Annotated in this window: 23 protein-coding genes; 10 read left to right on the top strand and 13 right to left on the bottom strand. The window is 63.5% G+C overall.

Annotation, left to right across the window (positions count from 1 at the left end; genetic code table 11):
- The first annotated feature begins 61 nt into the window (after positions 1 to 61).
- The 5 genes from LDO22_RS09210 (at position 62) to LDO22_RS09230 (ending at position 6,267) form a co-directional block, all read left to right on the top strand.
- Positions 62 to 1,498 (top strand): sugar transferase, encoded by a 1,437-nt coding sequence (locus tag LDO22_RS09210; protein ID WP_224026856.1) that lies wholly within the window; start codon positions 62 to 64, stop codon positions 1,496 to 1,498.
- A 44-nt stretch (positions 1,499 to 1,542) separates the two neighbouring features.
- The gene (locus LDO22_RS09215) at positions 1,543 to 2,856 is read left to right on the top strand and encodes a UDP-glucose/GDP-mannose dehydrogenase family protein (RefSeq protein WP_224026857.1); all 1,314 of its coding nucleotides are present in this window, start codon (positions 1,543 to 1,545) and stop codon (positions 2,854 to 2,856) included.
- Positions 2,857 to 2,858: 2 nt separating this feature from the next.
- Positions 2,859 to 4,727, top strand: coding sequence for a DUF4012 domain-containing protein (locus LDO22_RS09220; protein ID WP_224026858.1), 1,869 nt, complete (start codon positions 2,859 to 2,861; stop codon positions 4,725 to 4,727).
- A 178-nt stretch (positions 4,728 to 4,905) separates the two neighbouring features.
- On the top strand, positions 4,906 to 5,502 hold the full coding sequence (locus LDO22_RS09225) for an LPXTG cell wall anchor domain-containing protein (RefSeq protein WP_224026859.1): 597 nt from the start codon (positions 4,906 to 4,908) through the stop codon (positions 5,500 to 5,502).
- Positions 5,503 to 5,859: 357 nt separating this feature from the next.
- Positions 5,860 to 6,267 (top strand): VanZ family protein, encoded by a 408-nt coding sequence (locus tag LDO22_RS09230; protein WP_224026860.1) that lies wholly within the window; start codon positions 5,860 to 5,862, stop codon positions 6,265 to 6,267.
- Between the two features lie 10 nt (positions 6,268 to 6,277).
- Here LDO22_RS09230 and galU read toward each other — a convergent pair whose 3' ends face one another.
- The 13 genes from galU to LDO22_RS09295 form a co-directional block, all read right to left on the bottom strand.
- A complete protein-coding gene (gene galU, locus LDO22_RS09235; protein ID WP_224026861.1) occupies positions 6,278 to 7,168 on the bottom strand; it encodes a UTP--glucose-1-phosphate uridylyltransferase GalU in 891 nt (296 codons plus the stop codon).
- Between the two features lie 59 nt (positions 7,169 to 7,227).
- Entirely contained in the window at positions 7,228 to 8,142 is a 915-nt protein-coding gene (locus tag LDO22_RS09240) for a nucleotidyltransferase family protein (protein ID WP_224026862.1), read from the bottom strand.
- Between the two features lie 7 nt (positions 8,143 to 8,149).
- On the bottom strand, positions 8,150 to 9,715 hold the full coding sequence (locus tag LDO22_RS09245) for a polysaccharide biosynthesis tyrosine autokinase (RefSeq protein ID WP_224026863.1): 1,566 nt from the start codon (positions 9,713 to 9,715) through the stop codon (positions 8,150 to 8,152).
- Between the two features lie 45 nt (positions 9,716 to 9,760).
- Positions 9,761 to 10,978 carry a hypothetical protein gene (locus tag LDO22_RS09250; protein ID WP_224026864.1) on the bottom strand — a complete coding sequence of 406 codons (1,218 nt, stop codon included), beginning with the start codon at positions 10,976 to 10,978 and terminating at the stop codon, positions 9,761 to 9,763.
- A 4-nt stretch (positions 10,979 to 10,982) separates the two neighbouring features.
- The gene (locus tag LDO22_RS09255; protein ID WP_224026865.1) at positions 10,983 to 11,243 is read right to left on the bottom strand and encodes a PqqD family protein; all 261 of its coding nucleotides are present in this window, start codon (positions 11,241 to 11,243) and stop codon (positions 10,983 to 10,985) included.
- Positions 11,244 to 11,272: 29 nt separating this feature from the next.
- Positions 11,273 to 11,860: a hypothetical protein gene (locus tag LDO22_RS09260; RefSeq protein ID WP_224026866.1), complete on the bottom strand. Its 588-nt coding sequence runs from the start codon at positions 11,858 to 11,860 to the stop codon at positions 11,273 to 11,275.
- A 177-nt stretch (positions 11,861 to 12,037) separates the two neighbouring features.
- Positions 12,038 to 12,829: an enoyl-CoA hydratase-related protein gene (locus tag LDO22_RS09265; RefSeq protein WP_224026867.1), complete on the bottom strand. Its 792-nt coding sequence runs from the start codon at positions 12,827 to 12,829 to the stop codon at positions 12,038 to 12,040.
- Between the two features lie 29 nt (positions 12,830 to 12,858).
- Positions 12,859 to 14,085, bottom strand: coding sequence for a 1,2-phenylacetyl-CoA epoxidase subunit PaaE (gene paaE / locus LDO22_RS09270; protein ID WP_224026868.1), 1,227 nt, complete (start codon positions 14,083 to 14,085; stop codon positions 12,859 to 12,861).
- A 10-nt stretch (positions 14,086 to 14,095) separates the two neighbouring features.
- Entirely contained in the window at positions 14,096 to 14,626 is a 531-nt protein-coding gene (paaD, locus tag LDO22_RS09275; RefSeq protein ID WP_224026869.1) for a 1,2-phenylacetyl-CoA epoxidase subunit PaaD, read from the bottom strand.
- Positions 14,623 to 15,531, bottom strand: a complete 909-nt coding sequence (gene paaC, locus LDO22_RS09280) for a 1,2-phenylacetyl-CoA epoxidase subunit PaaC (RefSeq protein WP_224026870.1) — start codon at positions 15,529 to 15,531, stop codon at positions 14,623 to 14,625. The genes paaD and paaC overlap by 4 nt, the downstream gene beginning before the upstream one ends.
- Positions 15,528 to 15,905 carry a 1,2-phenylacetyl-CoA epoxidase subunit PaaB gene (gene paaB / locus LDO22_RS09285; RefSeq protein WP_224026871.1) on the bottom strand — a complete coding sequence of 126 codons (378 nt, stop codon included), beginning with the start codon at positions 15,903 to 15,905 and terminating at the stop codon, positions 15,528 to 15,530. The genes paaC and paaB overlap by 4 nt, the downstream gene beginning before the upstream one ends.
- On the bottom strand, positions 15,902 to 16,894 hold the full coding sequence (paaA, locus tag LDO22_RS09290) for a 1,2-phenylacetyl-CoA epoxidase subunit PaaA (RefSeq protein WP_224026872.1): 993 nt from the start codon (positions 16,892 to 16,894) through the stop codon (positions 15,902 to 15,904). Before paaA ends, paaB begins: the two co-directional genes overlap by 4 nt.
- A 530-nt stretch (positions 16,895 to 17,424) precedes the next feature.
- On the bottom strand, positions 17,425 to 17,661 hold the full coding sequence (locus LDO22_RS09295) for a hypothetical protein (protein WP_159633144.1): 237 nt from the start codon (positions 17,659 to 17,661) through the stop codon (positions 17,425 to 17,427).
- 234 nt (positions 17,662 to 17,895) lie between these two features.
- Here LDO22_RS09295 and LDO22_RS09300 point away from each other — a divergent pair, with 234 nt between their 5' ends.
- The 5 genes from LDO22_RS09300 (at position 17,896) to LDO22_RS09320 (ending at position 22,006) form a co-directional block, all read left to right on the top strand.
- Complete coding sequence (locus LDO22_RS09300; RefSeq protein WP_224026873.1) at positions 17,896 to 18,657, top strand: phosphatase PAP2 family protein; 762 nt, start codon at positions 17,896 to 17,898, stop codon at positions 18,655 to 18,657.
- Positions 18,658 to 18,666: 9 nt separating this feature from the next.
- A complete protein-coding gene (locus LDO22_RS09305) occupies positions 18,667 to 19,362 on the top strand; it encodes a VTT domain-containing protein (protein ID WP_224026874.1) in 696 nt (231 codons plus the stop codon).
- Positions 19,363 to 19,367: 5 nt separating this feature from the next.
- Complete coding sequence (locus LDO22_RS09310) at positions 19,368 to 20,057, top strand: response regulator transcription factor (RefSeq protein WP_224026875.1); 690 nt, start codon at positions 19,368 to 19,370, stop codon at positions 20,055 to 20,057.
- Positions 20,054 to 21,064 (top strand): HAMP domain-containing sensor histidine kinase, encoded by a 1,011-nt coding sequence (locus LDO22_RS09315; RefSeq protein ID WP_224026876.1) that lies wholly within the window; start codon positions 20,054 to 20,056, stop codon positions 21,062 to 21,064. Before LDO22_RS09310 ends, LDO22_RS09315 begins: the two co-directional genes overlap by 4 nt.
- Before the next feature lie 120 nt (positions 21,065 to 21,184).
- On the top strand, positions 21,185 to 22,006 hold the full coding sequence (locus tag LDO22_RS09320) for an alpha/beta hydrolase (RefSeq protein ID WP_224026877.1): 822 nt from the start codon (positions 21,185 to 21,187) through the stop codon (positions 22,004 to 22,006).
- Positions 22,007 to 22,283: the final 277 nt, after the last annotated feature.

A 22,283-nucleotide genomic window follows, 5' to 3' on the forward strand; every position in this document is an offset into this window, starting at 1 on the left:
CCGCTATGATTGCTCGCGGGGTCCTGTGCCCAGATGTTCAGTTGCAGTAGATGGGGAAAGCATGGGGGGCAGCAAGAGCTGGAGAGCGCGTTACGCTCGGCGGCTGGCCGTGATCGACGCATTTGTTATTACGTGGGCCGTTGCAGGTGCGTACATATTGCGCTTTGGACTGGATTCGGAGAAAGGCCTCCAGAACCAGGACGCTACTTATGTGGCGACCTCTTTTGTTCTGGGAATCACTTGGTGGCTCATGCTGGGCGCCTGGAGTAGTCGCGAGAGCCGGATATTAGGGGCGGGCGCCGACGAGTATAAACGCGTGGCCGCCGCATCGCTGTGGTTGTTCGGATTCATAGCGATCATCTCCTACGTGCTCAGGATCGACACCGCGCGCGGTTACGTGGGCGTGGCCCTTCCAGTGGGTCTTCTTGGTTTACTTATTTCGCGTTGGTTACTCCGGCAGCATCTAACCCTTGACCGGGCCCGGGGCCACAGTATGTCGACCCTGCTTCTTCTCGGGGGACCCAGCGCCATAGCTCATTTAGCTTCATCCCTTGAACGTTCCAAACACGCGGGATACGTCCCAATCGCAGCGTATGCCCCTACGAATTCTCCCGACTCCTATGCCGACTCAATAGCGGGACTTCCTCTGCTGGGCTGCAGTCCGGACGCGACCTCGATCTTATCGGCAATTGACTCCTGTAAGGCTGACGCGGTCGCGGTTTCAGCAGGGGTTCAGCTACATCCCCAGACATTGAGACATCTGGGCTGGGAGCTCGCCGCACGTAACGTGGGCCTGATAATGGCGCCCGCTCTAACAGATATAGCTGGCCCCCGTATCCACACCCAGCAGGTAGCGGGGCTTCCCCTAATTCACGTTACGACTCCTACTCTTGAGGGTGGACAGCGTGTAGCAAAGCGCCTGTTTGATATAACAATGGCAGGCCTACTCATCATCTGCACTGCCCCCATAATGCTTTTACTAGCACTTCTTATAAGGCTGGATAGTCGAGGACCGATACTATTTCGGCAAGAGCGAGTTGGAATTGAAGGTGTTCCATTCCACATGCTCAAGTTTCGTTCCATGGTTCAAGATGCAGAGTCCAAGTTGCCTGAATTAATAGACCTCAATGAGGGCAGTGGCGTGCTCTTCAAGATGAAGAATGACCCGCGAGTAACGCGGCTCGGGCGAGTACTGCGCAGATATAGCATGGATGAGCTACCCCAGTTATATAACGTTTTCGCCGGGTCAATGAGCCTGGTCGGACCACGACCACCACTACCACGCGAAGTCCAATCGTACGAATACGATGTCCGGCGGCGACTATTGGTGAAACCCGGACTTACAGGTCTCTGGCAAGTTAGCGGCAGATCCAACCTCTCTTGGCAAGATTCTGTACGACTCGACCTCTACTATGTCGAGAACTGGTCGCTGGCCGGTGACCTCATCATCCTGCTGCGAACTGTCCGAGCTGTATTTGGGAGTTCCGGTGCGTACTAACCACTCTCACTTTGGCCATCCACCCCTCGGGGAAGGAATAAGTAATGCGAATATCAGTAATCGGCTGCGGCTATCTCGGAGCGGTCCATGCGGCTTGTATGGCAAAGCTGGGACACGAGGTAGTCGGCATCGACGTTGACGAAAATAAAATTCGTGCACTCTCGGAGGCACGAGCGCCCTTCTTTGAACCCGCATTGGATGACCTTCTTAAAGAAGTGCAAGCTACTGGACGCCTGTCCTTTACTTCCGATATGGCCGCAGCACACGGAAGTGCAGTGCATTTCATCTGCGTCGGGACTCCGCAAAAGAAAGGAGAAAATGCCGCAGATCTCAGCTACGTTGATGCAGCAACATTTGCTCTTCTCCCCCATCTCGAGGCAGGCGATGTCGTCGTAGGAAAGTCGACTGTACCCGTTGGTACAGCAACTCGATTAGCGGCGCTCATACAAGGGGCTGAACCAGGTACCCATTTGATGTGGAACCCAGAGTTTTTGCGCGAAGGGCATGCAGTTTCAGATACTCTCCGCCCGGATCGGCTTGTTTATGGCGTAACAGGAGGGTCGGAGGAACACGAGGCCGTCCAGACTCTGGATGCGGTTTACGCCACTCAACTTGATTCGGGCACGCCTCGATTGGTTACCGACTTGCCGACCGCTGAGTTAGTTAAAACGGCTGCCAATTCCTTCCTTGCTACCAAAATTTCGTTCATCAATGCCATGGCAGAACTCTGTGACGCTGCCGGTGCCGACGTGACACTACTGGCCGATGCGATCGGCATGGATGAAAGGATCGGCCGAAAATTTTTGAATGCCGGAATCGGATTCGGTGGGGGGTGCCTTCCCAAGGACATACGTGCGTTCATGGCGCGTGCTGGCGAGCTTGGCGCGGACCAAGCACTCACGTTCCTGAGAGAGGTTGACGCCATCAATATGAGACGTCGAACTCGCGTCGTGGAATTGACCCGGGAAATTTGTGGCGGATCGCTTTTGGGACAGCGGATTACCGTCTTAGGAGCAGCTTTCAAACCCGAAAGTGACGATGTAAGAGATTCTCCCGCGCTCAGCATCGCCGCTCAACTTCAACTCCAGGGGGCTGTAGTGACTGTAACTGATCCCGAGGCACTACAAAACGCCGCGCTGCGCTTTCCCGAATTGCACTATGAAAAATCTACGGACGCGGCCCTTAACCGTGCAGATGCTCTCCTGCTCTTAACTGAATGGCGGGAATACCAATGTCTGGATCCATACGAGACAGCGACTAGAGTGTCTCGCACGAAAATACTCGACGGAAGAAACGTACTGGATGCTACCAAGTGGCGAGCAGCTGGATGGATGTACCGAGGGCTGGGCAGGCCCTGACTATGAATGATGGTGGATTGCAGCAGACGAATCCAGCCTTTGGAGAAGCCGACACCCGTAAATGCAGGCGCCGTGCAAGACGTCGCCTTCTTCTGAGAACTGGCATCGCCCTTGTCGCTCTCGTTCTGGTGCTGGGCGGCAGCACTGCATGGATAAGTCTCAAGGCGACTTCCGTCAAGGCAAACCTGGAAGCCGCATCGAATCTTGTCCCACAGTTGAAGCAAGAAATTGCTGTATCGGACTCGGATTCGGCTGCCGACACCGTGGCGCAGCTGCGGGACTACACGTCCAAAGCGCGAAGCGACGCAGAGGATCCCATATGGACCGTCGCCTCAGGACTTCCATGGCTGGGACCCAATCTTGCTGCCGTTTCGGAAGTGGCACGCACCGCGGATGACGTCGCCGTCCTCGGCCTGACACCATTGGTCAATGTATACGAGTCCCTAAACTGGGATGCTCTGATGCCTTCGGGCGCCGGATCGAATCTCGAACCGATTAGGGCGGCCGCCCCAACTGTAGCTTCATCTTCGTACGCGGTGCAGGTGTCCTCCGAAAGGCTTCAGGGGATAGACACATCGCAACTCTTGCCACAAGTGACAACCCCACTGGTAAAAGCGAGTGCAGAACTAAATCAAGTAGTCGGAGCTCTGAGTTCGGCTGCGGATGCTGCCAGCATAGCTCCAGCCATGCTTGGCGCCGACGGGCAGAGGAGCTTTTTGCTCATAATTCAGAATAACGCCGAAGCCCGGGCTTCCGGAGGAATACCCGGCGCCTTGGCCATCCTCAGTCTTGACCACGGCAAACTGTCACTGGGCGCACAAGGGAGTGCCGCCGACGTCGGAATTATGAACCCAAGTTTGCCTGTAGATCCAGAGCAACAACAAATTTTCTCCACAAGGCTTGGCAAGTATATCCAGGACGTGAATTTAACGCCTGATTTTCCCACAGCTGCCGCAACTGCTAGGGAGATGTGGGAGAAGAAGACCGGACAACGCGTAGATGGAGTTATTTCCATTGACCCTGTCGTCCTCAGCTATGTCCTTCAATCTACGGGACCAATTTCAGTCGACGGCCCCGAACTGGCGGCGGTCAAGTCGTCAGGCCTGCCAGCGCAGCTGACTGGTGCCAATGTTGTGGCAACTCTGCTTTCAGATGTTTATGCAAAAATCCAACAGCCAAAACTGCAGGACGCTTATTTCGCCGGAGTGGCCAAAGAGATTTTCGCCGCCCTTTCTAGCGGCAAGGGAGAAGCCAAAGGACTCATCAGCGGGATCACACGCGGGGCGCAAGAAGGTCGTGTCCTTGTGTGGTCAGCTGACAAGTCCGAGCAGTCCATAATTTCAAAATACGCGTTGAGCGGCTCTGTTTCCGGGCCCAGTATTTCGCCGGCCCAATTCGGCGTCTACTTTAACGACGGCACGGGGGCCAAAATGGATTACTACGTCAAGCACACGGTGCAGTTAATCAAGCAGTGCCAGAAGGATGGCTACGAACAGACGACGGTTCGTATCGAAAGTACGAACACCGCACCCTCTGATGCAGCAACCTCACTCCCGAGATATGTAACGGGCGGAGGTGCCTTCGGCGTACCTCCGGGTACCGTGCAAACCAACGTCGTTTCCTATGGGCCCGCTCAGGCGAACGTGGAATCAGCAACCGTCCAAGGCCAGAAGGCCCCGTTTGCCCCCTACCTTCACGCCAACAGGCCGGTGGGCGTGGTTGCCCAGCAACTCGCTCCAGGTGAAAGCAAGACCGTGGAGTTCACCTTCGGTAAAATCGTTCAGCACACGGAGCCTAACGTGGTTGTCACACCTACGGTCCAACCTGTAAAGGACGTTGTCCTTCCGACGGAAAATGCGTCCTGCGGCTAAGTCCGTAACAGCGCGGTTAACACTATGTAAACCGACTGGATTGAGGTTGGTCACAGCTAGTTATGGATGGTAACGTCTTTTTGGGATATCTATCCGTAGTTCCGTACATGGTCTCGTGCGGAGGGGGAATCTCCCCAAAATCGGGTACCACAACTTAAACGTCTCCGGGGGGACACACATGAAGAAGACTCTTGCTGCGCTCGCACTTGCCGGCTCCATCGCACTCGTCGGTTCCGCGCCTGCCATGGCCGCAACCTACCCTGCCCTGCCGCCGCAGGCCGCCGTTTCGGACGGCACTGTTGGCCCGGGTGAAACCTTCGTCTTCCGCGGCCAGGGCTTCCTTGCCGGCGAAGGCCTTACCATCACCGTCACGCCGGGTCAGGCTCCCGCCTCCAACGGTGCCGGCCTGGGCCGCTCCGTCGGCGTCAAGATTCCTGTCTTCCAGGCACCGCAGACCCTGTCCGCAACGGCTGACGCTCAGGGCGCAGTCTCCCTGCCGATCTCCATCAGCGAAGCAGGCACCTACTCCCTGACCGCCACCGGCAACACCTCCGGTGTCACCGTTGGTCCCGTCACCGTTACCGTGGCTGCCTCGCTGGCCAACACTGGCGGCAACGCTGCCGGCAGCGCTCCGCTGGCAAACACCGGCTTGGCCAACACCGGCGCCGACTCCGGCCTGATCCTGTGGACCCTTGTGGGCGCAGGCGCACTGGCCGCCGGTGCAACCTCCGTTGTGGTGGTTCGCCGCCGCGCCAAGGCTGAGGTTTCCGCCTAAGCACAAGGCTCCATAGCACCAACGAAGGTGGGTGCATCTCCGGGAACGGAGATGCACCCACCTTTTGCTTTTGGGTCAGGACTCCGCTTTAGGTTTCCGCAACCTTGAATTCAACAAGCTCAACCACCGATGCTTTTGTGATAACTATTAGGGCTATGGGGAGACATTGGCGCAAAGCACCGAGAGAGTACGACTTTTCCGTGCCGTTACCCCGGCCACAGGTGCTGGGCTACGCCCTACTTGTCCTCCTCGCGGCCTGCGCCCTAGGCACTGCGGCATTCGCCCTCCTGCGGTCGTCCTGAGGCCTTCTTGAAGCACCTTCGCAACAGCCGGCTGTGGCAGCCGATCCTCTTGGCCATGGTGGTACCGCTGGCCCTGGTCGCGTTCTGGCCGTCACCCGTAGACAAACCCGTCTCAGGACAACTCGCCGCCACACTGGGATTCCTCCACCACTACGGCGTTCCCCGCTGGGTCAACTACAACTTCGTAGAGGCCTCAGCAAATATCGCCCTATTCATCCCCCTCGGATTTGTAGCCGCGCTGGCATTTCCTTCCAAAAGATGGTGGCAAATCGGCGCGCTAGGCATGCTGATGTCCGGCTGCATCGAACTGGGACAGTTACTGTTTCTTCATGACCGCTTTGCAAGCCCGTCAGACGTCACGACAAATACGTCAGGGGCTGTCATTGGAGCCCTAATAGCTGCTCTGGCGATGCAAAAAGGGAGGCCCGCCGCCTTCCGGCAACGGACCTCCCAAGAACAGTAAAGCTTCGAAATTACCCGATGAAGCCCTTCATCCAGGTTTTCAGGTCCTCACCGAATTCCACGCGCTCGGACGCGAGGGTGATGACGGCTTTGAGGTAGCTCAGCTTGTCACCCGTGTCGTAGCGACGGCCTTTGAAGACCACGCCGTACACGCCGGAGCCTTCGCCCTCGCCCGCTGCGAGGGTCTGCAACGCGTCGGTCAGCTGGATCTCGTTGCCGCGGCCCGGCTCGGTGGTCTCCAGGACGCTGAACACGTTGTGGTGCAGCACGTAGCGGCCGATGACGGCCAGGTTGGAAGGTGCTTCGGCAACGGCTGGCTTCTCCACCAAACTGTTGACGCGGACGTAGTCCTCGCCGTCCACCGGAGAGATGTCTGCACAGCCGTAAGCGCTGATCTGTGTGGGATCAACCTCGATCAGGGCGATCACCGACCCCCCGGTCTTCTGTTGCACCTCCATCATGGTGCTCAGCAGGTCCTCTGCCTCGTCGATGAGGTCGTCACCCAGGAGCACGGCGAAGGGCTCGTCACCCACGTGCTGCTGGGCGCAGAGCACAGCGTGGCCCAGGCCTTTGGCCTCACCCTGGCGGACGTAGTGGATGGGGCCCAGATTGGAGGCGTACTCCACCAAGCCCAGCTTGTCCTTGTCGCCCTTGGCCTCCAGGGCTGCCTCCAGCCCCGGTTCGCGGTCGAAGTGATCCTCCAACGCGCGTTTGTTACGGCCAGTGATCATCAGCAGATCTGAGAGGCCAGCATTAATTGCTTCCTCCACCACATACTGAATGGCCGGGCGGTCAACCACCGGCAACATTTCCTTCGGCATTGCCTTGGTGGCGGGCAGGAAGCGCGTTCCCAATCCGGCAGCAGGAATGACGGCTTTGGTTATAGCTTTCCCCGTAGTCATAGGTGAACCTTAACAAATTTGTTGGGCGAAACGGCAATTGAATGCTGATCTCGTCAGGCTCAATCACCGTTAGATCGGAGTTTCCTGAGGTCCCCAGTGAGGCGGGGCAGGGCGACTAGAAAGCGTACCCACCTGGCGCCATGTTGTCGGAAACGTCCCGGAAGGGACATATCCGCGTAAATGTTCGCGCCCAGGAGTACTTCTCTGCCGGGACGCACGGCGCGCCACAGTATGTTTGGTTTTTCCCCCCACGGTGCCTGGACGATGGCTATGATCCGAGCGCTCCCAGGCGCCTGCGCGGCAACGCGGTTGCGCCACTCTCGGGAAGGCTCCGGCCATGCCGGGGCAATGGGTTCGGGCAGAAGACCCTCAAGGAAGGGCCTCACGGCCGCCAAGGCGCCGGTGGCTGAAGCGAGCTCCAGGAGCGCCTCTGCCTGGGAATCCCGTCGAGTCAGAACGGCCAAGTACTCAAGCTCCTGTCGGCATGCCGGCAGCTCATGCGACCGCAGGGCGTGCAACGCCAGAAACAGGATGCCGAGAGCCTTCGTAGGGACCCTAAGCCGTTGCCCTGCGAGCTGCATGTGGACAGTGTTTGCCCACAGCGCCTCAAAACAGTCATAAGCGGTCCTTTCCATTCCGGGGAAGCGAAAGTGCACGTCGATACAGCAAGGCCACGCTGCGTGGTGGACAGTGACCGAGTGCTTCGGGAACGTCCTATCATCCGGGTCCGCCGGGCGTTGCCGCCATCCGCGTTCATGGAGCCCCTGCAGCAACTCCTCTACTTTGGAGGGGTCCACGAAAACGTCCACATCCGCAGAGATTTTGGCTTCTCGCAGCCCCTGGGTGACGCTTGCTGGCCCCTTGATGAAGAAGACCCGGATGCCCAGGCTGCCCGCCAGCCGCGCCACGAGGGCGTGGCCGAGGAGCACGCCCTCCGGAATCATGAGCTGGTTTTCGTGGCGGGCAGAAGTCATGGCACGCCTAGATCCTGGCCCTGCGCCCGACGAGGTCGGTTTCCACTGCGGCGCGACTGTCCGTTTCGGAAAAATTGTCAACCGCTTCCGGTTCCGCAGGCAACGGTGTGGGCCTCGAGGTATAAGTCCCGTAGTAAGAGTAGGCATCCGTGCCCTTGGTGGGAACGTAGTTGAGGACGGCTCCCAGGACGCGTCCCTTCACCTTTTCAAGGTTCCCCAAGGACTGGTCCAGCTGTTCTTGGGTGGTCCTGCCGGTGCGAATCACGAGGATGGCACCGTCGGCTGCCCGGGACAGGACGGCAGCATCGGTCACCGGAAGAAGCGGCGGTGCGTCGATGAGAACCACGGCATCTTTCGCCAAGGTGGCCAGCAAGTTCTTCATCGCCCGGGACCCAAGCAGTTCGCTGGGGTTGGGAGGGATCCGCCCCGATCCCAACACCGAGAGGTTCGGCAGGGCTCCCCACGGCTGCAGGACGTCGGCCAGATTGGCCGTGCCCGTGAGCACATCGGTGACCCCAACACCGGGAACAAGGTTGAAAACGTCCACCAGCGTTGGCCGGCGGAGGTCGCCGTCGACCACCACGACGTTTTCACCCGCTGCTGCCATAGTTACTGCAAGATTGGCTGTCACAGTCGATTTGCCCTCGGTCTGGAGCGAACTGGTGACCACGATAACCCGGGGTGGTTGGTCCACGTCCAGAAAGCTGAGGTTCGTACGCAGTTCGCGTAGAGCCTCAGCCATGGCGCCCCCGGCGTCATGCATCTGCGCCGCGGAGCCGGCGTCCACGATGGTGCTGTTGCCGTCCAGCCGGTGGTCCACCGGGAGGGTGCCGATGACGGGGACGCCGAACAGCCGTTCAATATCCCCAGCCCTGCGGATCCGGCGGTCCAGGTGGCGGCGGATCAGGGCATAGGCCACGCCATGGGCCAACCCGGCGAGGGCGCCAAGGGCCAGATTGAGCTTAGTGTTAGGCGACGTGGGGCTGGCGGGCAGGACGGCTTTACCCAGTGGGAGGACACGGACAGCCGTGGCTGCACCGGCTTGTGTTCCGGCGTCGGGCGTTGTTGCGGCGCCGGAAACCGCCTCGGCGGAGGGCGCTGTCTCGATGGCCTCTACCTGCGCTGCAAGGCCATTCACCCAGGCGTCCGCTACCCGCTGGGCGGTTGCGGGATCAGTCGACTGTGCGGTGACCCTGATCTCTGCCGTGTCCAGCGGAACTTTGACGCTGATGCTGCCGAGCAGGGCATCAGCAGTGGTCTTGAGGTCAAGCGCATGGATGACACGGTCAGCGACGAGCCGTGACTTTGCCACCGACTCGTAGTTCTTGACCTTGGCCTTGGCCAGGCTGTCGCCGGCCAGCGCGAGGCTGACGTTGTCCGAGCCCGGCGTGACCACGATGCCGCTGGAATCGGAGGAGTAGACCTTTGGCTGGAGAGCAGTCCATCCCGCGGCTGCCAGGGTGGCCAGCAGGGTGAAGGCCACAATGGCCTTCCAGTACGTCCGGAGGACATTCAAATAGTCTGCCAGGTCCAGCCCTACGGATACCTCGGCCGGGGCTGCTGTTGTGCTCATGGTGGTTTCCTAAACTCAAGTAATTGTGCTCGGCGTGCTGGAGATTCAGCTGCCGGCCCGATCGAGAATGGACATAGCGACGAGTTGCTCTACCGCTCCCGCGATGGCGGCCCGGTAGCCTTCCGGTTTGCCGTGCACCCGTGCCACGTAATCAGTCAGCTGGCCCAGGCTGACAGGGCCCGCGCAGGCTTCCCAGACCGCCGGACCGATGCCGGACAGGCGCACGATCTGGTTGTCCAGCATGACGAGCAGGTCCCCGCCTATGGACACGGCATCCTGCGGAGCGGTGCGGTGAATGCTGCCAGCCGGCGTGCGCGGTTCCTCGGCACCCGGAACTACTACCGGTTCCCACTCCGCGTACGCCGCCGCTTGTGGGCTGAACAGGGGCTCCAGGGCAGCCGGGAGGTCTGCAGCCTCGCTGTAGGTCACCTGCCACACTCCCCCAACGCTTTGGATGAGGCGGCACAGCGACTGCAGGGGATCCACGACTTCTTTCTGCGAGGAGGAGTCCGGGATCAGGGCCAGCACCGCATCTGCCAATGGGACCCGCTCGAGCACCGGGGTTACCGGACGGTCCCCACGGACCCGGTTCAGCAGCACGATCGACTGGATGTAGGGCGACGCCGGCGCCAACTGCAGCCCAAACTCGTCCGGAGATGCCTGCCGTTTTGGAGAGCCTGCCTCCTGCTTCACGGACAGCGGTTTGGGATACGGAACCACGGAACCGTCCCAGGCAATGGCAACCGTCTCGTCCGAGACGTAGCCATAGGTCCTGGCGAGTACAGAGGCCGCGGTGGTCTTCCCGGTTCCCGACCTGGCCACCAACGCCACCACTGCCCCGGTAGCTGGATGCGCGACCCCGCAGGCGTGGAGCATGGTCAGCTCTCCGGCGTTAGCCATGATGGCGGCAACGGTAAGCCGGGACGTCAGGTTTTCTGCCAGCTCCTCGAAGGAGCCGGCTGCAAGTTGGAACGTTGCCGCAGGATGGTTGGCAGAGGTGCTGCAGACCGAGGCGGTGAAGCGGCTTCCCGTCGCGGGCTCCGGCGGCACTGGTGGCAGCTGAGGTTCCCCGGTACTGATGCACCGTGCCCATGCCGACCTCATACTGACGCGCTGCTGCCAGCTAACCCCGTGGCCCCAGCGGACCACGAACTGCTGCCCCAAAACATCCAAGGGCAGAAGATCACTGCCCTTTGCCAGTTCCTCGAGCAGGCGCTGCTCCCAGGCCAGCTCTACGCTTCCCGTGATTCCCGCTGCCATCATGCCGTTAGTGGGAAACGCCGCGGGCAGCCTCGATGAGACGCTGCTCTTCGAGGGTGGCAAGGAAGCTTTCCACCTGGGCCTGCATCTGCCCCGATTGATCCTCGAAGGTTGCCTCAAGTTCGACGAGGATGTCCTTCTCACTGCGCTGTCCATCGATCAGGTCCCAGATCACAGCCGCAGTGCCCTCCAGGACCACAGGCTGGGTTGCATCGAGGTGCAGCAGGGCAACACGGGACCGGGGCTTGGTGCAGACTTCTGCGACCAAGCCGCCACGTTTCCAGACCATGCTTGTGGTCACCCAGCCTTCGGCAGAACGATCGTAGTGCTCGGGGCCGATGGCATTTGGGTGGAAATTCCGTTTTGGACGTAGGTAATCACGGTGGTGACCGTGTAAGTGCCTGAATCTTGTTTCTTGCCCGTGTAGCTGTAACCGCTGAAAGCAAAATCGAGAGTGGTGGCACCCGCGGGCAGCGTAGCGCTGAACTCGGCTGCGTTGCTCTGCGGCCGCGTGATGGCCAGAGTCGAAGCCCCTATGCTGACAGTCGAGAAGGAAATTGCAGGTGCAGCTGACGATGGCGGTGTGATCGTAAGTACGACCCTGACCTGGCCGGTGACGCCGCTGAGGTTCTTGAGGCTCAGAAGAGCCGGTAATACCATTCCTGTCCGGTCATGGGCAGTACTTACCGTCGACGTCATGTTCTGGGTACCGGAAGTAAACGAGCCAGTTGCCGGAGTTGCGGTAGGCGTGGGCGTTGGCCCGGATGCCGCAGCAGCAGGAGCAGCGATGGCGGTGGCAATGACCGGGAGCGACCAGGCGACCCCGGCGGCGACCCGGCGCCGACTTATGCCGCCGTTTTCTTCCTGACCGATTTCCTCGTTCAAAACCTCAGACAATTGTGCCCCCAGAGTAGGTTTCCGGATGCGTCTGCCCAGGTGAGACCGGCAGGGCGCATCGACCGGTTTGCCCGGCTTCGCCTACTCTTGCGAACGCAAATAAAGATTTCTGAAACGGCCTTGCAAGGTTTACTCAAGAATTCGGCAAGGCTTCATAAAGGAGAATTACACCAGCGGAATTCCCGTGAACTTCGGCTCCCGCTTCTCCTGGAACGCCCGGAATCCCTCTGCGTAGTCCTCGGTCTTGCAGAGGCGCGCCTGCTCCTCGTTTTCCTCCTGCATGGCCTGCCACAGGCCCAGCCGCTGGTCGCGGATGTGCGCCACCAGCTCCTTGGAGGCAACAAAGGCGCCCGTGGCGCCGACAGCAACCCGCGAGACGATCTCCCGCGTGGACGCCAGCAAGGAGTCAGCAGGCATGGCACGGCTGAACATCCCCTGCGCCACCGCCTCCGCACCGGAGATCAGGTCCGCCGTGTAGATCAGGTCCAGCGTCCGGTGCATGCCCAGCCGCTCCGTGAAGTACCAGTGCCCGCCCGAATCCAGCGTGGCCCCCAGCTTGGCGAACGGCGAGCCGAACTTCGCGTTCTCCGCCACGTACACCACGTCGGTGGCCAGCAGGAGCCCCAGCCCCACTCCCAGGCACGCGCCCTGTGCCGCAGCAAACGTCGGCGCAGGGAAGGAAGCCATCCTCTGCAGCAAAGGCTCCACCAGCCCGCCCAGGTACGCGGCGGCGTCATCGCTCTCCGGGGTGACCCCCGCGATGTCCCGGCCCGCGCAGAAGGCGCGTCCCTCTCCCCTGAGCAGCAGCGCCCGCACCTCACCGCGTGAGGCGGCGGCAGCAGCGTCGTCGTACGCCTGTGCTAAATCCCGCAGCGCCTGCTCATCGAGCGAGTTCAGCTTGTGCGGTGCGTCCAGCACTACCTCGGCGATGCCGTTGCTGATGGAAAGGGAAATCATGGGGCTCCTTGGTTGGGGCGGAAAACGGATTAGACGTCGAAGTCGACCGTGACTTCCTTGCTGGTGGGGTGGCTCTGGCAGGTCAGGACGTAGCCCTTGTCCAGCTCATCCTGCTCCAGCGCGTAGTTTTCGTCCATGGTCACGCTGCCGGTGACCACCTTGGCCCGGCAGGTGCCGCACACTCCCCCGGCGCACGCGAACGGCACATCCGGGCGCACCCGCAGCGCCGCGTTCAGGATCGACTCGCGGGCGTGCGTGGGGCTGGCCACCTCGCCCTGCAAACCGTCCAGCTTGAACGTGATCTTGTACGCCTCCTTGGACTCGTCCACCACCACGGGACGGCCGGCGTGGCCCTCCGGGCGGTCCGGCTTTCCGGAGGTGAACAGCTCGAACCGGACGTTCTCCGGCTTCACCCCGCGCTCGGCCAGGGTGTCCCGGCACAGCTGGACCAGTTCGAACGGCCCGCACAGGAACCACTCGTCCACATCGTCCGCGTGCAGGGCGGTGCCCAGCAGCTGCTGCAGCTTCTCCGAATCGATCCGGCCGGACAAGAGCGGCGCGATCCGCTGCTCGCGGCTCAGCACGTGGTGGATGGCCAGCCGCTGCGGGTACTTGTCCTTCAGGTCCGCCAGCTCCTCCAGGAACATCACGTCCATGGCGGCCTTGTTGGCGTAGATCAGGTCGAACCGGGTCTCCGGGTTGGCCGCCAGCAGCGTCCGGGCGATGGCGATCACCGGGGTGATGCCGGACCCGGCCGCGATGGCCACGAAGTTCCCCGACTCCCCCGCGAGGTCCTCCGGGTGGTTCATGGAGTTCATAACGTTCTGCTCCACGGCCTGCCCGTCCCGGCCGTGCTTGGACACGAACGCGCCCATGGGGCTCATCACGTCCAGGGTGTCCCCCGCCTTCAGTTCGGCGTTGGCCCACGTGGAGAACAACCCGCCCAGGTCCTTCTTGATGGCCACGCGGATCTCGCTGGTGCCGTCCGCGAAGCTGCGCGGCTCGGCGCAGATGGAGTAGCTGCGGCGGATTTCCTTCGGCTCGCCGGTTTCGTCCGGCAGCGAGGTGCGCAGGGCCACGTACTGGCCGGGCAGGTAGTCGAACTTGCCGGCGAGCTCGGCCGGCACATGGAAGCTGACCTCAATGGCATCGTCGGTGAGCCGGCGCACCTCCTTCACCGCAAGGGTGTGGAAGGACGGACGACGGCGGCCGGTCACCTCAGCCTCTTCGGCGGCGGTCTGGCGGACAACAGGCATGGGGGCTTCCTTACAGGACTTTGAAGTAGTCGAACGGTTCCTTGCAGTCCTGGCACACATACAGCGCCTTGCAGGACGTGGAACCGAAGCGGGTGAGTTCCTTGGTGTTGAGGCTGTTGCACTGCGGGCACTTCACGGCCAGGCTCAGCCGGATGGGGCCGGAGTGGCCGCCGGCCCGGGAGTTACCGCTGGGCGGGGCGATGCCGTATTCCTGCAGCTTCTGCTTGCCGGCCTCGGTCATCCAGTCCGTGGTCCACGCCGGGGCCAGGACCAGGTCCACGTGCACGTCCCCGTAGCCTTCCTTCTTGAAGGCGGTGTGGAGATCGTCACGGATGGCGTCCATGGCCGGGCAGCCCGAGTACGTGGGCGTGATGGTCACGGTGACCTCGCCGCCCGCCACGTCCACCTTCCGGAGGATGCCCAGGTCCGCGATGCTGAGCACCGGGATCTCCGGGTCCACCACGGTGGCCGCGATGTCCCAGGCCTTCTGCTCCGGGGTACGGGTCCGGGATTCAAAATCCGAGATGTACACGGCAGTCACCAGCTGGCCCCGGGATGCTCGCGGGCCAGCACCTGCATCTCCGCGAGGATGTAGCCCAGGTGCTCGGAGTGCTTGCCGTACCGGCCGCCGCCCGGGGCTGCGGGCACGTCCGGAACCTCGATTTCGGCTTCGGCCAGGACCTCGGCGATGAGGCGGTCAAAGTCTTCCCGCAGGCTGGAAGGCGCGACGGCGGCACCCGCCTCAGCGAGCCGCTGCGTCAGGTCATCGTCCTGGAACAGTTCGTTGACGTACGGCCACATGGTCCGCAGGCCGTGGATCATCCTGGTGCGCGATTCGTCCGTGCCACCGGCGAGGCGCAGGACCCACTGGGTGCTGTGGTCGCGGTGGTAGTCCACTTCCTTGACGGCCTTGGCGGCGATGGCGCCCAGGGTGGCGTCCGTGGATTCGGTGAGGCGGCGGTAGAGCTCGTACTGGTAGTAGCTCACCACGAACTGGCGGGCGATGGTGGCTGCGAAGTCCCCGTTGGGCTGCTCGAACAGCTGCACGGAGCGGAACTCGTGCTCGCGGCGGAAGTAGGCCAGGTCATCCTCGGACTTGGCCGTGCCGTCCTCGTTGGGCATGCCGGCGCCGGCGTAGGTGAGGAAGCTGCGGGCGTGGCCCAGCTGGTCCAGGGCGATGTTGCCCAGGGCGATGTCCTCTTCCAGCTCGGGTGCACGGGAGATCCAGTGGCCCAGTCGCTGCGCGAGGATCAGGGCGTCGTCGCCCAGGCGGAGGGCGTACTCGGCGACGTCTTCGGTGGGCTTGGCCAGGCCGGTCTTGACCTCGAGCGCGATGTCCTCCGGGCGGAGGGCGTTGCCGGGGGTGATCCGGGTGGCGGAGGCGTTGCTGTCTCCGCCGGCAACACCGGTGGAGATGTCGCCGTGGCCTGTGGTGGGTGCGTTCACAGGTGCTTCACTCCTTCGCTCTTGGTGTAGTACGTGGCGTGCCGGTAGTCCTTGCCCTGCGGGGACTCGAAGAAGGAGCCCTTGGAGTCGGGGTCGCTGGCGGCGATGGCGTCAGCGGGGACCACCCAGATGGAGACGCCCTCGTTGCGGCGGGTGTAGAGGTCCCGTGCGTTCCGGAGGGCCATGGCGGCGTCCGGGGCGTGCAGGGAGCCGGCGTGGACGTGGCTCAGGCCGCGGCTGGACCGGACGAAGACCTCCCAGAGGCCCCAGGTGGAGCGGTCGTGGTGATCCGGTGCCGGGCTGGCTTTAGGGGCTTCGCGGTTGATCTCGACTGCACCGCTTGCGGGGGTTTCCGGGTTGCCGTGGGGGCTCATGCTGCGTATTCCTTCGTCTTCTTTGACTGTTTTGCTGCGTAGGCGGCTGCTGCCTCGCGGACCCAGGCGCCGTCGTCGTGCGCTGCCCTCCGGCGCTCAAGGCGCTGGGCGTTGCAGGGGCCGCGGCCGGCCAGGACTTCGTGGAACTCGTCCCAGTCCAGCGGACCGTGCTCCCACTTCCTGGTGTCCTCGTTGAAGCGGATCTGGTCATCCGGGAGGGTGAGGCCCAGGACCTTGACCTGCTCCACCATCATGCCCACGAACCGGCTGCGGAGCTCGTCATTGCTGAACCGCTTGATGTTCCAGGCCATGGACTGCTTGGAGTTGGGGGAATCGTCATCCGGCGGCCCGAACATCATCAGGGCCGGGGCGTACCAGCGGTTCACGGCATCCTGGGCCATCTGCTTCTGCGCGGGGGTGCCGTTGGAGAGTTCGAGGAGGATCTCGAAGCCCTGGCGCTGGTGGAAGGACTCTTCCTTGCAGACGCGCACCATGGCGCGGCCGTAGGGGCCGTACGAGGCGCGGCACAGCGGGACCTGGTTGCAGATGGCTGCGCCGTCCACCAGCCAGCCGATGGCGCCCATGTCTGCCCAGGTGCGGGCCGGGTAGTTGAAGATGCTGGAGTAGCGGGCCTTGCCGGCGATGAGGTCGTCCATCATCTTGTCCCGGGACTGGCCCAGGGTTTCCGCTGCCGAGTAAAGGTAGAGACCGTGGCCGGCTTCGTCCTGGACCTTGGCCATGAGGATGGCCTTGCGCTTCAGGCTGGGGGCGCGGGAGATCCAGTTGGCCTCCGGCTGCATGCCGATGATCTCGGAGTGCGCATGCTGGGAGACCTGGCGCAGGAGCGTCTTGCGGTACGCCGCCGGCATCCAGTCGCGGGGCTCGATGCGCGAGTCCTCGGCGATAATCCGGTCGAAGTGGGCCTGGCCTGCGGCGTCCTCTTCCGGGGTTAGCTCAGCCGGCACTGACTGCAAGTTTTGCGCTGCCATGGTTGCTCCTATGCAAAGACCTGTCGGGCGTCTCGGAATTATTTACCGACCGTTCGTTCAGGATATGCGGGAGCGTGCGGAGGCGTCAAGCGTGTCCCCCTCTTTCAACGCCCCATCACCTCCGGCCCCCTTTCCACCAACGCCCCATCACGTCCCGCCCGCTTTCCGCCAACGCCCCATCACCTCCCTCCCCCTTTCCGCCAACGCCCCATCACCTCCTGCACACCTTCAGCCAACGCCCCATCACTTCCTGCCCACTTCCCGCCAACGCCCCATCACTTCCTGTCCACTTCCCGCCAACGCCCCATCACGTTGCGTGCGAAAGGCGCGGCCGCCGTCGTACGTTCCCCCACTTCACCCGCAGCCCCCTGCACTGACACGGATACTCGCCCACGCCGGCAAATATGGGGTGCGCGAATGAGTCTGCGCAGCGGAAAGGTGCGGTGCCTTCGGGGAGTCAGTATCCCAGGAAGGATGAGCCGGGCCGGGCCCTCAAGCGCCAGACTGCACGGAAGCCCGGAGCTCCGGGATTATTTCTTCCAGGCCCGCCCCGGCGTCTTGGACAACGTGGCGGCCACAGCCAGGGCACCGGCCACCTGCGCCACACCAAGCATCCGGGTCAGGCCCGGGCGTTGCTTGAACCAGCCCATCAGCGGAGCCCAGGGACCGAACTCCCACCGTGCGCAATGCTCCACCGGGTACAGGGCGGTAAGCACGCCGTCCCCGATCTCCGCCATGACCAGCGACTCCACGACCCGAACGTCCATCAGAATTCCTCCCGAGCCTGGTCCGATCCCGACTGATCGGGCCCTTGGAAACAGTGTGCGGCGGGCAGCCACGGCAGCTTAGGGCTGAAAGCCCTGAATGGGGTCGGACCTCGCCAATTCGAAGCGGACGTTCATTACGGAGGCCCGCACTTCTTAAGCCTTTCTTAAAACCCAAGGGGGAGAGTGGAAGTACGGGCCGGACAGCGCCCCACGCCACGCCTCCCCAAGGAAAAAATGCACCGATCAGCCCACGATGACCGCCTGAACCAGCACACCGCGCCCACGGCACCCCCGGCCGTCGGCACCCAGTTCAGGGCACTCCCCCAGCCCCGGCACTGGCTGCCTGTGGGCGTAGTGCTGTGCGCCGCCGTCGTGGTGCTGGGCCTTGCCGTGCAACTGGTCCCCGGCGACACCACCGCAGAACTGGGCGTTGACCAAAACCTCAGCCTGCACCATGTTGCCGTGCTGACCGCGGTGGCGATGGGGATCAACCTGCTGTTCGGCCCGGTGGTGGGCCTGCTCCTGATAGCGGTCACAGCCCTGGCCATCTGGCTCTTCCGGCGCGACCTGGTGACTGCCGTTGCGTTCGGGCTCACCGCGTGCTCGGGCTGGGTGGCGAGCGAGGCCTTCAAGCTCCTGTTCGCCCGGCAGCGGCCCAACCCGGCGCTGCTGTTCGACCCGCTGGCACCGGAAACCGGATCGAACAGCTTCCCCAGCGGGCACGTCAGCTTCGCGGTGGCACTGGCCTTCGCCCTCTACTTCCTGGCCCGCAGGACCCGGTGGGCCAAGCCCGTTGCCGTGGCCGGGGCCGCCGCGGCGCTGATCGTCGCCTGGTCCAGGCTGTACGTGGGAGTCCACTACCCCACCGACGTCGCAGCCTCCTTCTTCGCCGCCAGCGCCGCCGCTGTCCTGCTCGCCGGGCTCTGGAACCGCTTTGCCCCCGCCCTGGTGGAACGCGTTCCCGCCAGGATCCTCCGTCCCTCCCGCCGGGCGTAAGGAGTGACCATGCACAGCCTCTTGACCTCCCTGGCAGCAGCCTCCGGCCCGCCGTCGTTGCTTGATCCTGCCGGCCTGCTGGAGGGCTTCGGCCCGGCCGCGCTGGGCGTCATCGCCGCGATGGTGTTCATCGAATCCGGCGTCCTGTTCCCCTTCCTGCCCGGCGACTCCCTCCTCTTCACCGCCGGCCTCCTGCACCAGCAACTGAACCTGGCACTGCCCCTGCTGATCGGCGTGATCACCGCGGCCGCGGTCGGCGGCGACCAGGTGGGGTACCTGCTGGGGCGCAAATTCGGCCGACGCTGGTTCAAGGACGATGCCCGCATCCTCAAAACCTCCCACCTGACCGTCACCGAAGAGTTCTTCCGCCGCCATGGAGGCGCCGCCGTCATACTGGCCCGCTTTGTGCCCATGGTGCGGACCTTCGCGCCGGTCACCGCCGGTATTGCCCGCTACGAATACAAGGCGTTCACGCTCTGGAACATGGTGGGTGCCCTGGCGTGGGCGACGTCCGTGACCCTCCTGGGCACGTGGCTGGGACACTACGAAATCATCGCCAAGAACATCGACGTCATTGCCGTGGTGATGGTCCTGGTCTCCGTGGTGCCGTGGATCGTGGAGTATTTGAAGCGCCGCCGGAAGAACAGGCTGGCCGCCGCGGAACAGCCCGTTGACGAAGGTGTTGAGGCGGCTGCGGAAGAATAGGCGGCATGACAACTGGTGAGGGGCTGGCCCTGCTGCTGGTGGAGGACGATCCCGTCCTGGGTCCGCTGATTGCCGAGCTGCTGGAGCCCGACTTCACGGTCCGGCTCGCGGCGAACGGGCAGGAGGGCCTGCACCTGGGGCTGACGCAGCCGTGGGACGCGATGGTGATCGACCGCGGCCTGCCTGTCATGGACGGGATCAGCCTCATCACCGCCCTGCGGGCCAAGGGCATCGGCACGCCCATCCTGATCCTCACCGCGCTGGGCGACACCAACGAAAAAGTCCGCGGCCTGGACGCCGGCGCCAATGACTACCTGACAAAACCGTTCGACGGCGGCGAGCTGGCTGCACGCCTGCGCGCACTGACGCGCAGCTACGGTCCGCCTCCGGGACAGGGTCCGCCCGCCGGGCAGGTGGGCATCGGCACCTGGGAATTCCACCCGGCGTCGCGCGCTGTCCGTTCCCTGTACGGCGACACCGTCTCGCTGACCGCAAAGGAAGCCGAGGTGCTGGCCGCGCTGGCGGCGGAGCCGGACCGGGTGTTTACCAGGGACGAACTGCTCGCCGCGCACTTCCAGGGGACGGACCAGCCGGGCGTGATCGATACCTATGTCCACCACCTGCGCCGCAAGATCGACAGGACCGTGATCCGCACCGTCCACGGCGTTGGCTACCAGATCGGCAACCCCTCATGACTGCTTCCGGACCGGGCACCCCGCCTCCTGCCGCCGGCGACCCGGACCGGGACATCCTGCGCCGCGCGTCACTGAAGGTGGCACTGCGGATCAGCGCCGGGGTTGCCGCGCTGGTGCTCATCCTCCTGGCCGCCGCCACCGCGTTCCTGATGTACAAGCTGGCCCATCCGGTCCTTCCCGCTTCTGAACCCGGCAAACCGTACACCTACCTCGATTCCAGGGACCTGATCGAGGGGATGATCCTTGCCGGCCTTGGAGGCGTGGTGCTGGCCGGCGTGGTGGGGTGGCTCAGCGCGCGCAGCGCCATCAGGCCCCTGGGGGAAGCGCTGGCCCGGCAACGGCGGTTCGTCCAGGATGCCAGCCACGAACTGCGGACGCCCCTGGCCATCCTTGACACCCGCATCCAGCTGGCCCAGCGCAAAGCCGAACCCGGATCCGAACCGGCACAGGCCCTAGTAAAGATCCGGGAGGATGCGTCCACGCTGACCGGGATTGTGAACGAGCTGCTCCTGGCGGCGACCGCGGCCGAGCCCGGACCGGAGCTTGCGCCAGTGGATGTGGCTTTGGCTGCCGGGTCCGTGGCCGGCAGCCTTCAGGACCTTGCCCGCCAACAGGGCGTCCAGATAATGTTCGACGGCGGCGGGCCGGCTTTGGTGCGGATCGACCCAAGTTCGTTCCGGCGGGCCGTGCTGGCCCTGGCGGACAACGCGCTGGGGCACACGCCGGCGGGCGGAAGCATCAGCATCTCCGCCGCGGTTGAGGGTTCCCGTGCGCTGGTCCGGGTTTCCGACACCGGCTCCGGGATCAGCGGCCTGGACCCGGACCGGATCTTCGACCGGTTTGTCCGTGCCGGCCGGACCGGCGACGCGCAGGGCCGGCGGAGCTTCGGGATCGGCCTGGCCCTGGTCCGCGAAATTGCTTCCGCGGCAGGCGGCACCGTGAAGGTGGTCCGCACCGGGCCGGACGGGACCACCATGCAGCTGACGCTTCCCCTGGCCCGGGACTGACGCTCTCTACGTGCGGACTGACCCGCTTTTCCATCATCCTGGCCCGGAAACCCTTGACTCAGCACGCTTGACCCGAGAAGCTGAGCTGCCCCTTGGCCCGCCACTGAATGGAGCACTGCGATGACCAAGACCCAGGAAACAGGCACCGTGTCCACCGTGGTGTCGCCCGACGGCACCTCCCTCAGCGTCGAGCGGATGGGTACCGGACCCAGCCTGGTCCTGGTGGACGGGGCCTTCTGCGGCCGGAACTTCGGGCCCTCGCGTGCGCTGGCGAATGCACTGAAGGATTCCTTCACCGTCTACTTTTACGACCGGCGGGGACGCGGGGACAGCGGCGAGACCATGCCCTACGCCACGGAACGGGAGATCGAGGACCTCCAGGCGGTACTGAACGAAGCCGGCGGTAACCCCTACGTGTACGGGATCTCCTCAGGTGCCGCCCTGGCCCTCGAAGCGGCAGCAGCGGGAGTCCCGATGCGTGCGTTGGCCACCTATGAGGCGCCCTACACCGGCGTGCAGGGGCCGGACGGCTCGCCCGGAAGCCATCGCGAGCACCTGGAGGCGTTGCTCAGGGACGGCAAACGCGGCAGCGCCGTGTCCTACTTCCTGGTCAAAATGGTGGACGCACCGGCTTTCCTCCCCTACCTCCTGCGCATCATGCCCGGAGTATGGAAGAAGCAGACGGCGGCCGCGAACACCCTGCCGTACGAAACCCGGGTCACCAACGACTTCACGGCGCCGGTGGAGAGGCTCCGCACCATTACCGTGCCCACCCTGGTCATGGTGGGCGGGAAAGCCGCCGGCCCCATGGCCCAGGGGCAAACGACTATCGCGGGCGCCATCCCCGGCAGCGAACACCGCGTCCTCGACGGCCAAACCCACCAGGTTTCCGCTGCTGCCATCGCCACCCAGCTCAGGAGTTTCTTCGACGGCGGCAAGTAGCCCGCCCGGGTTACTCCCAACGCCCCATCACTTCCTGCCCCCTTCCCACCAACGCCCCACCACCTTCCGCCCCCTTTCTCCCAACGCCCCATCACCTCCTGCCCCCTCCCGCCCAACGCCCCATCACCTCCTGCCCCCTCCCGCCCAACGCCCCATCACTTCCCGCCCCCTTCCTCCCAACGCCCCACCACCTCCTGCCCCCTCCCGCCAACGCCCCATCACTTCCCGGGCCTGATCCCCTAAACCTGTCGGCCGCGCCGGGGAATGAACGCAGCGG

Origin of the sequence: Arthrobacter sp. NicSoilC5 (assembly GCF_019977395.1) — a bacterium.
Taxonomy (GTDB): domain Bacteria; phylum Actinomycetota; class Actinomycetes; order Actinomycetales; family Micrococcaceae; genus Arthrobacter.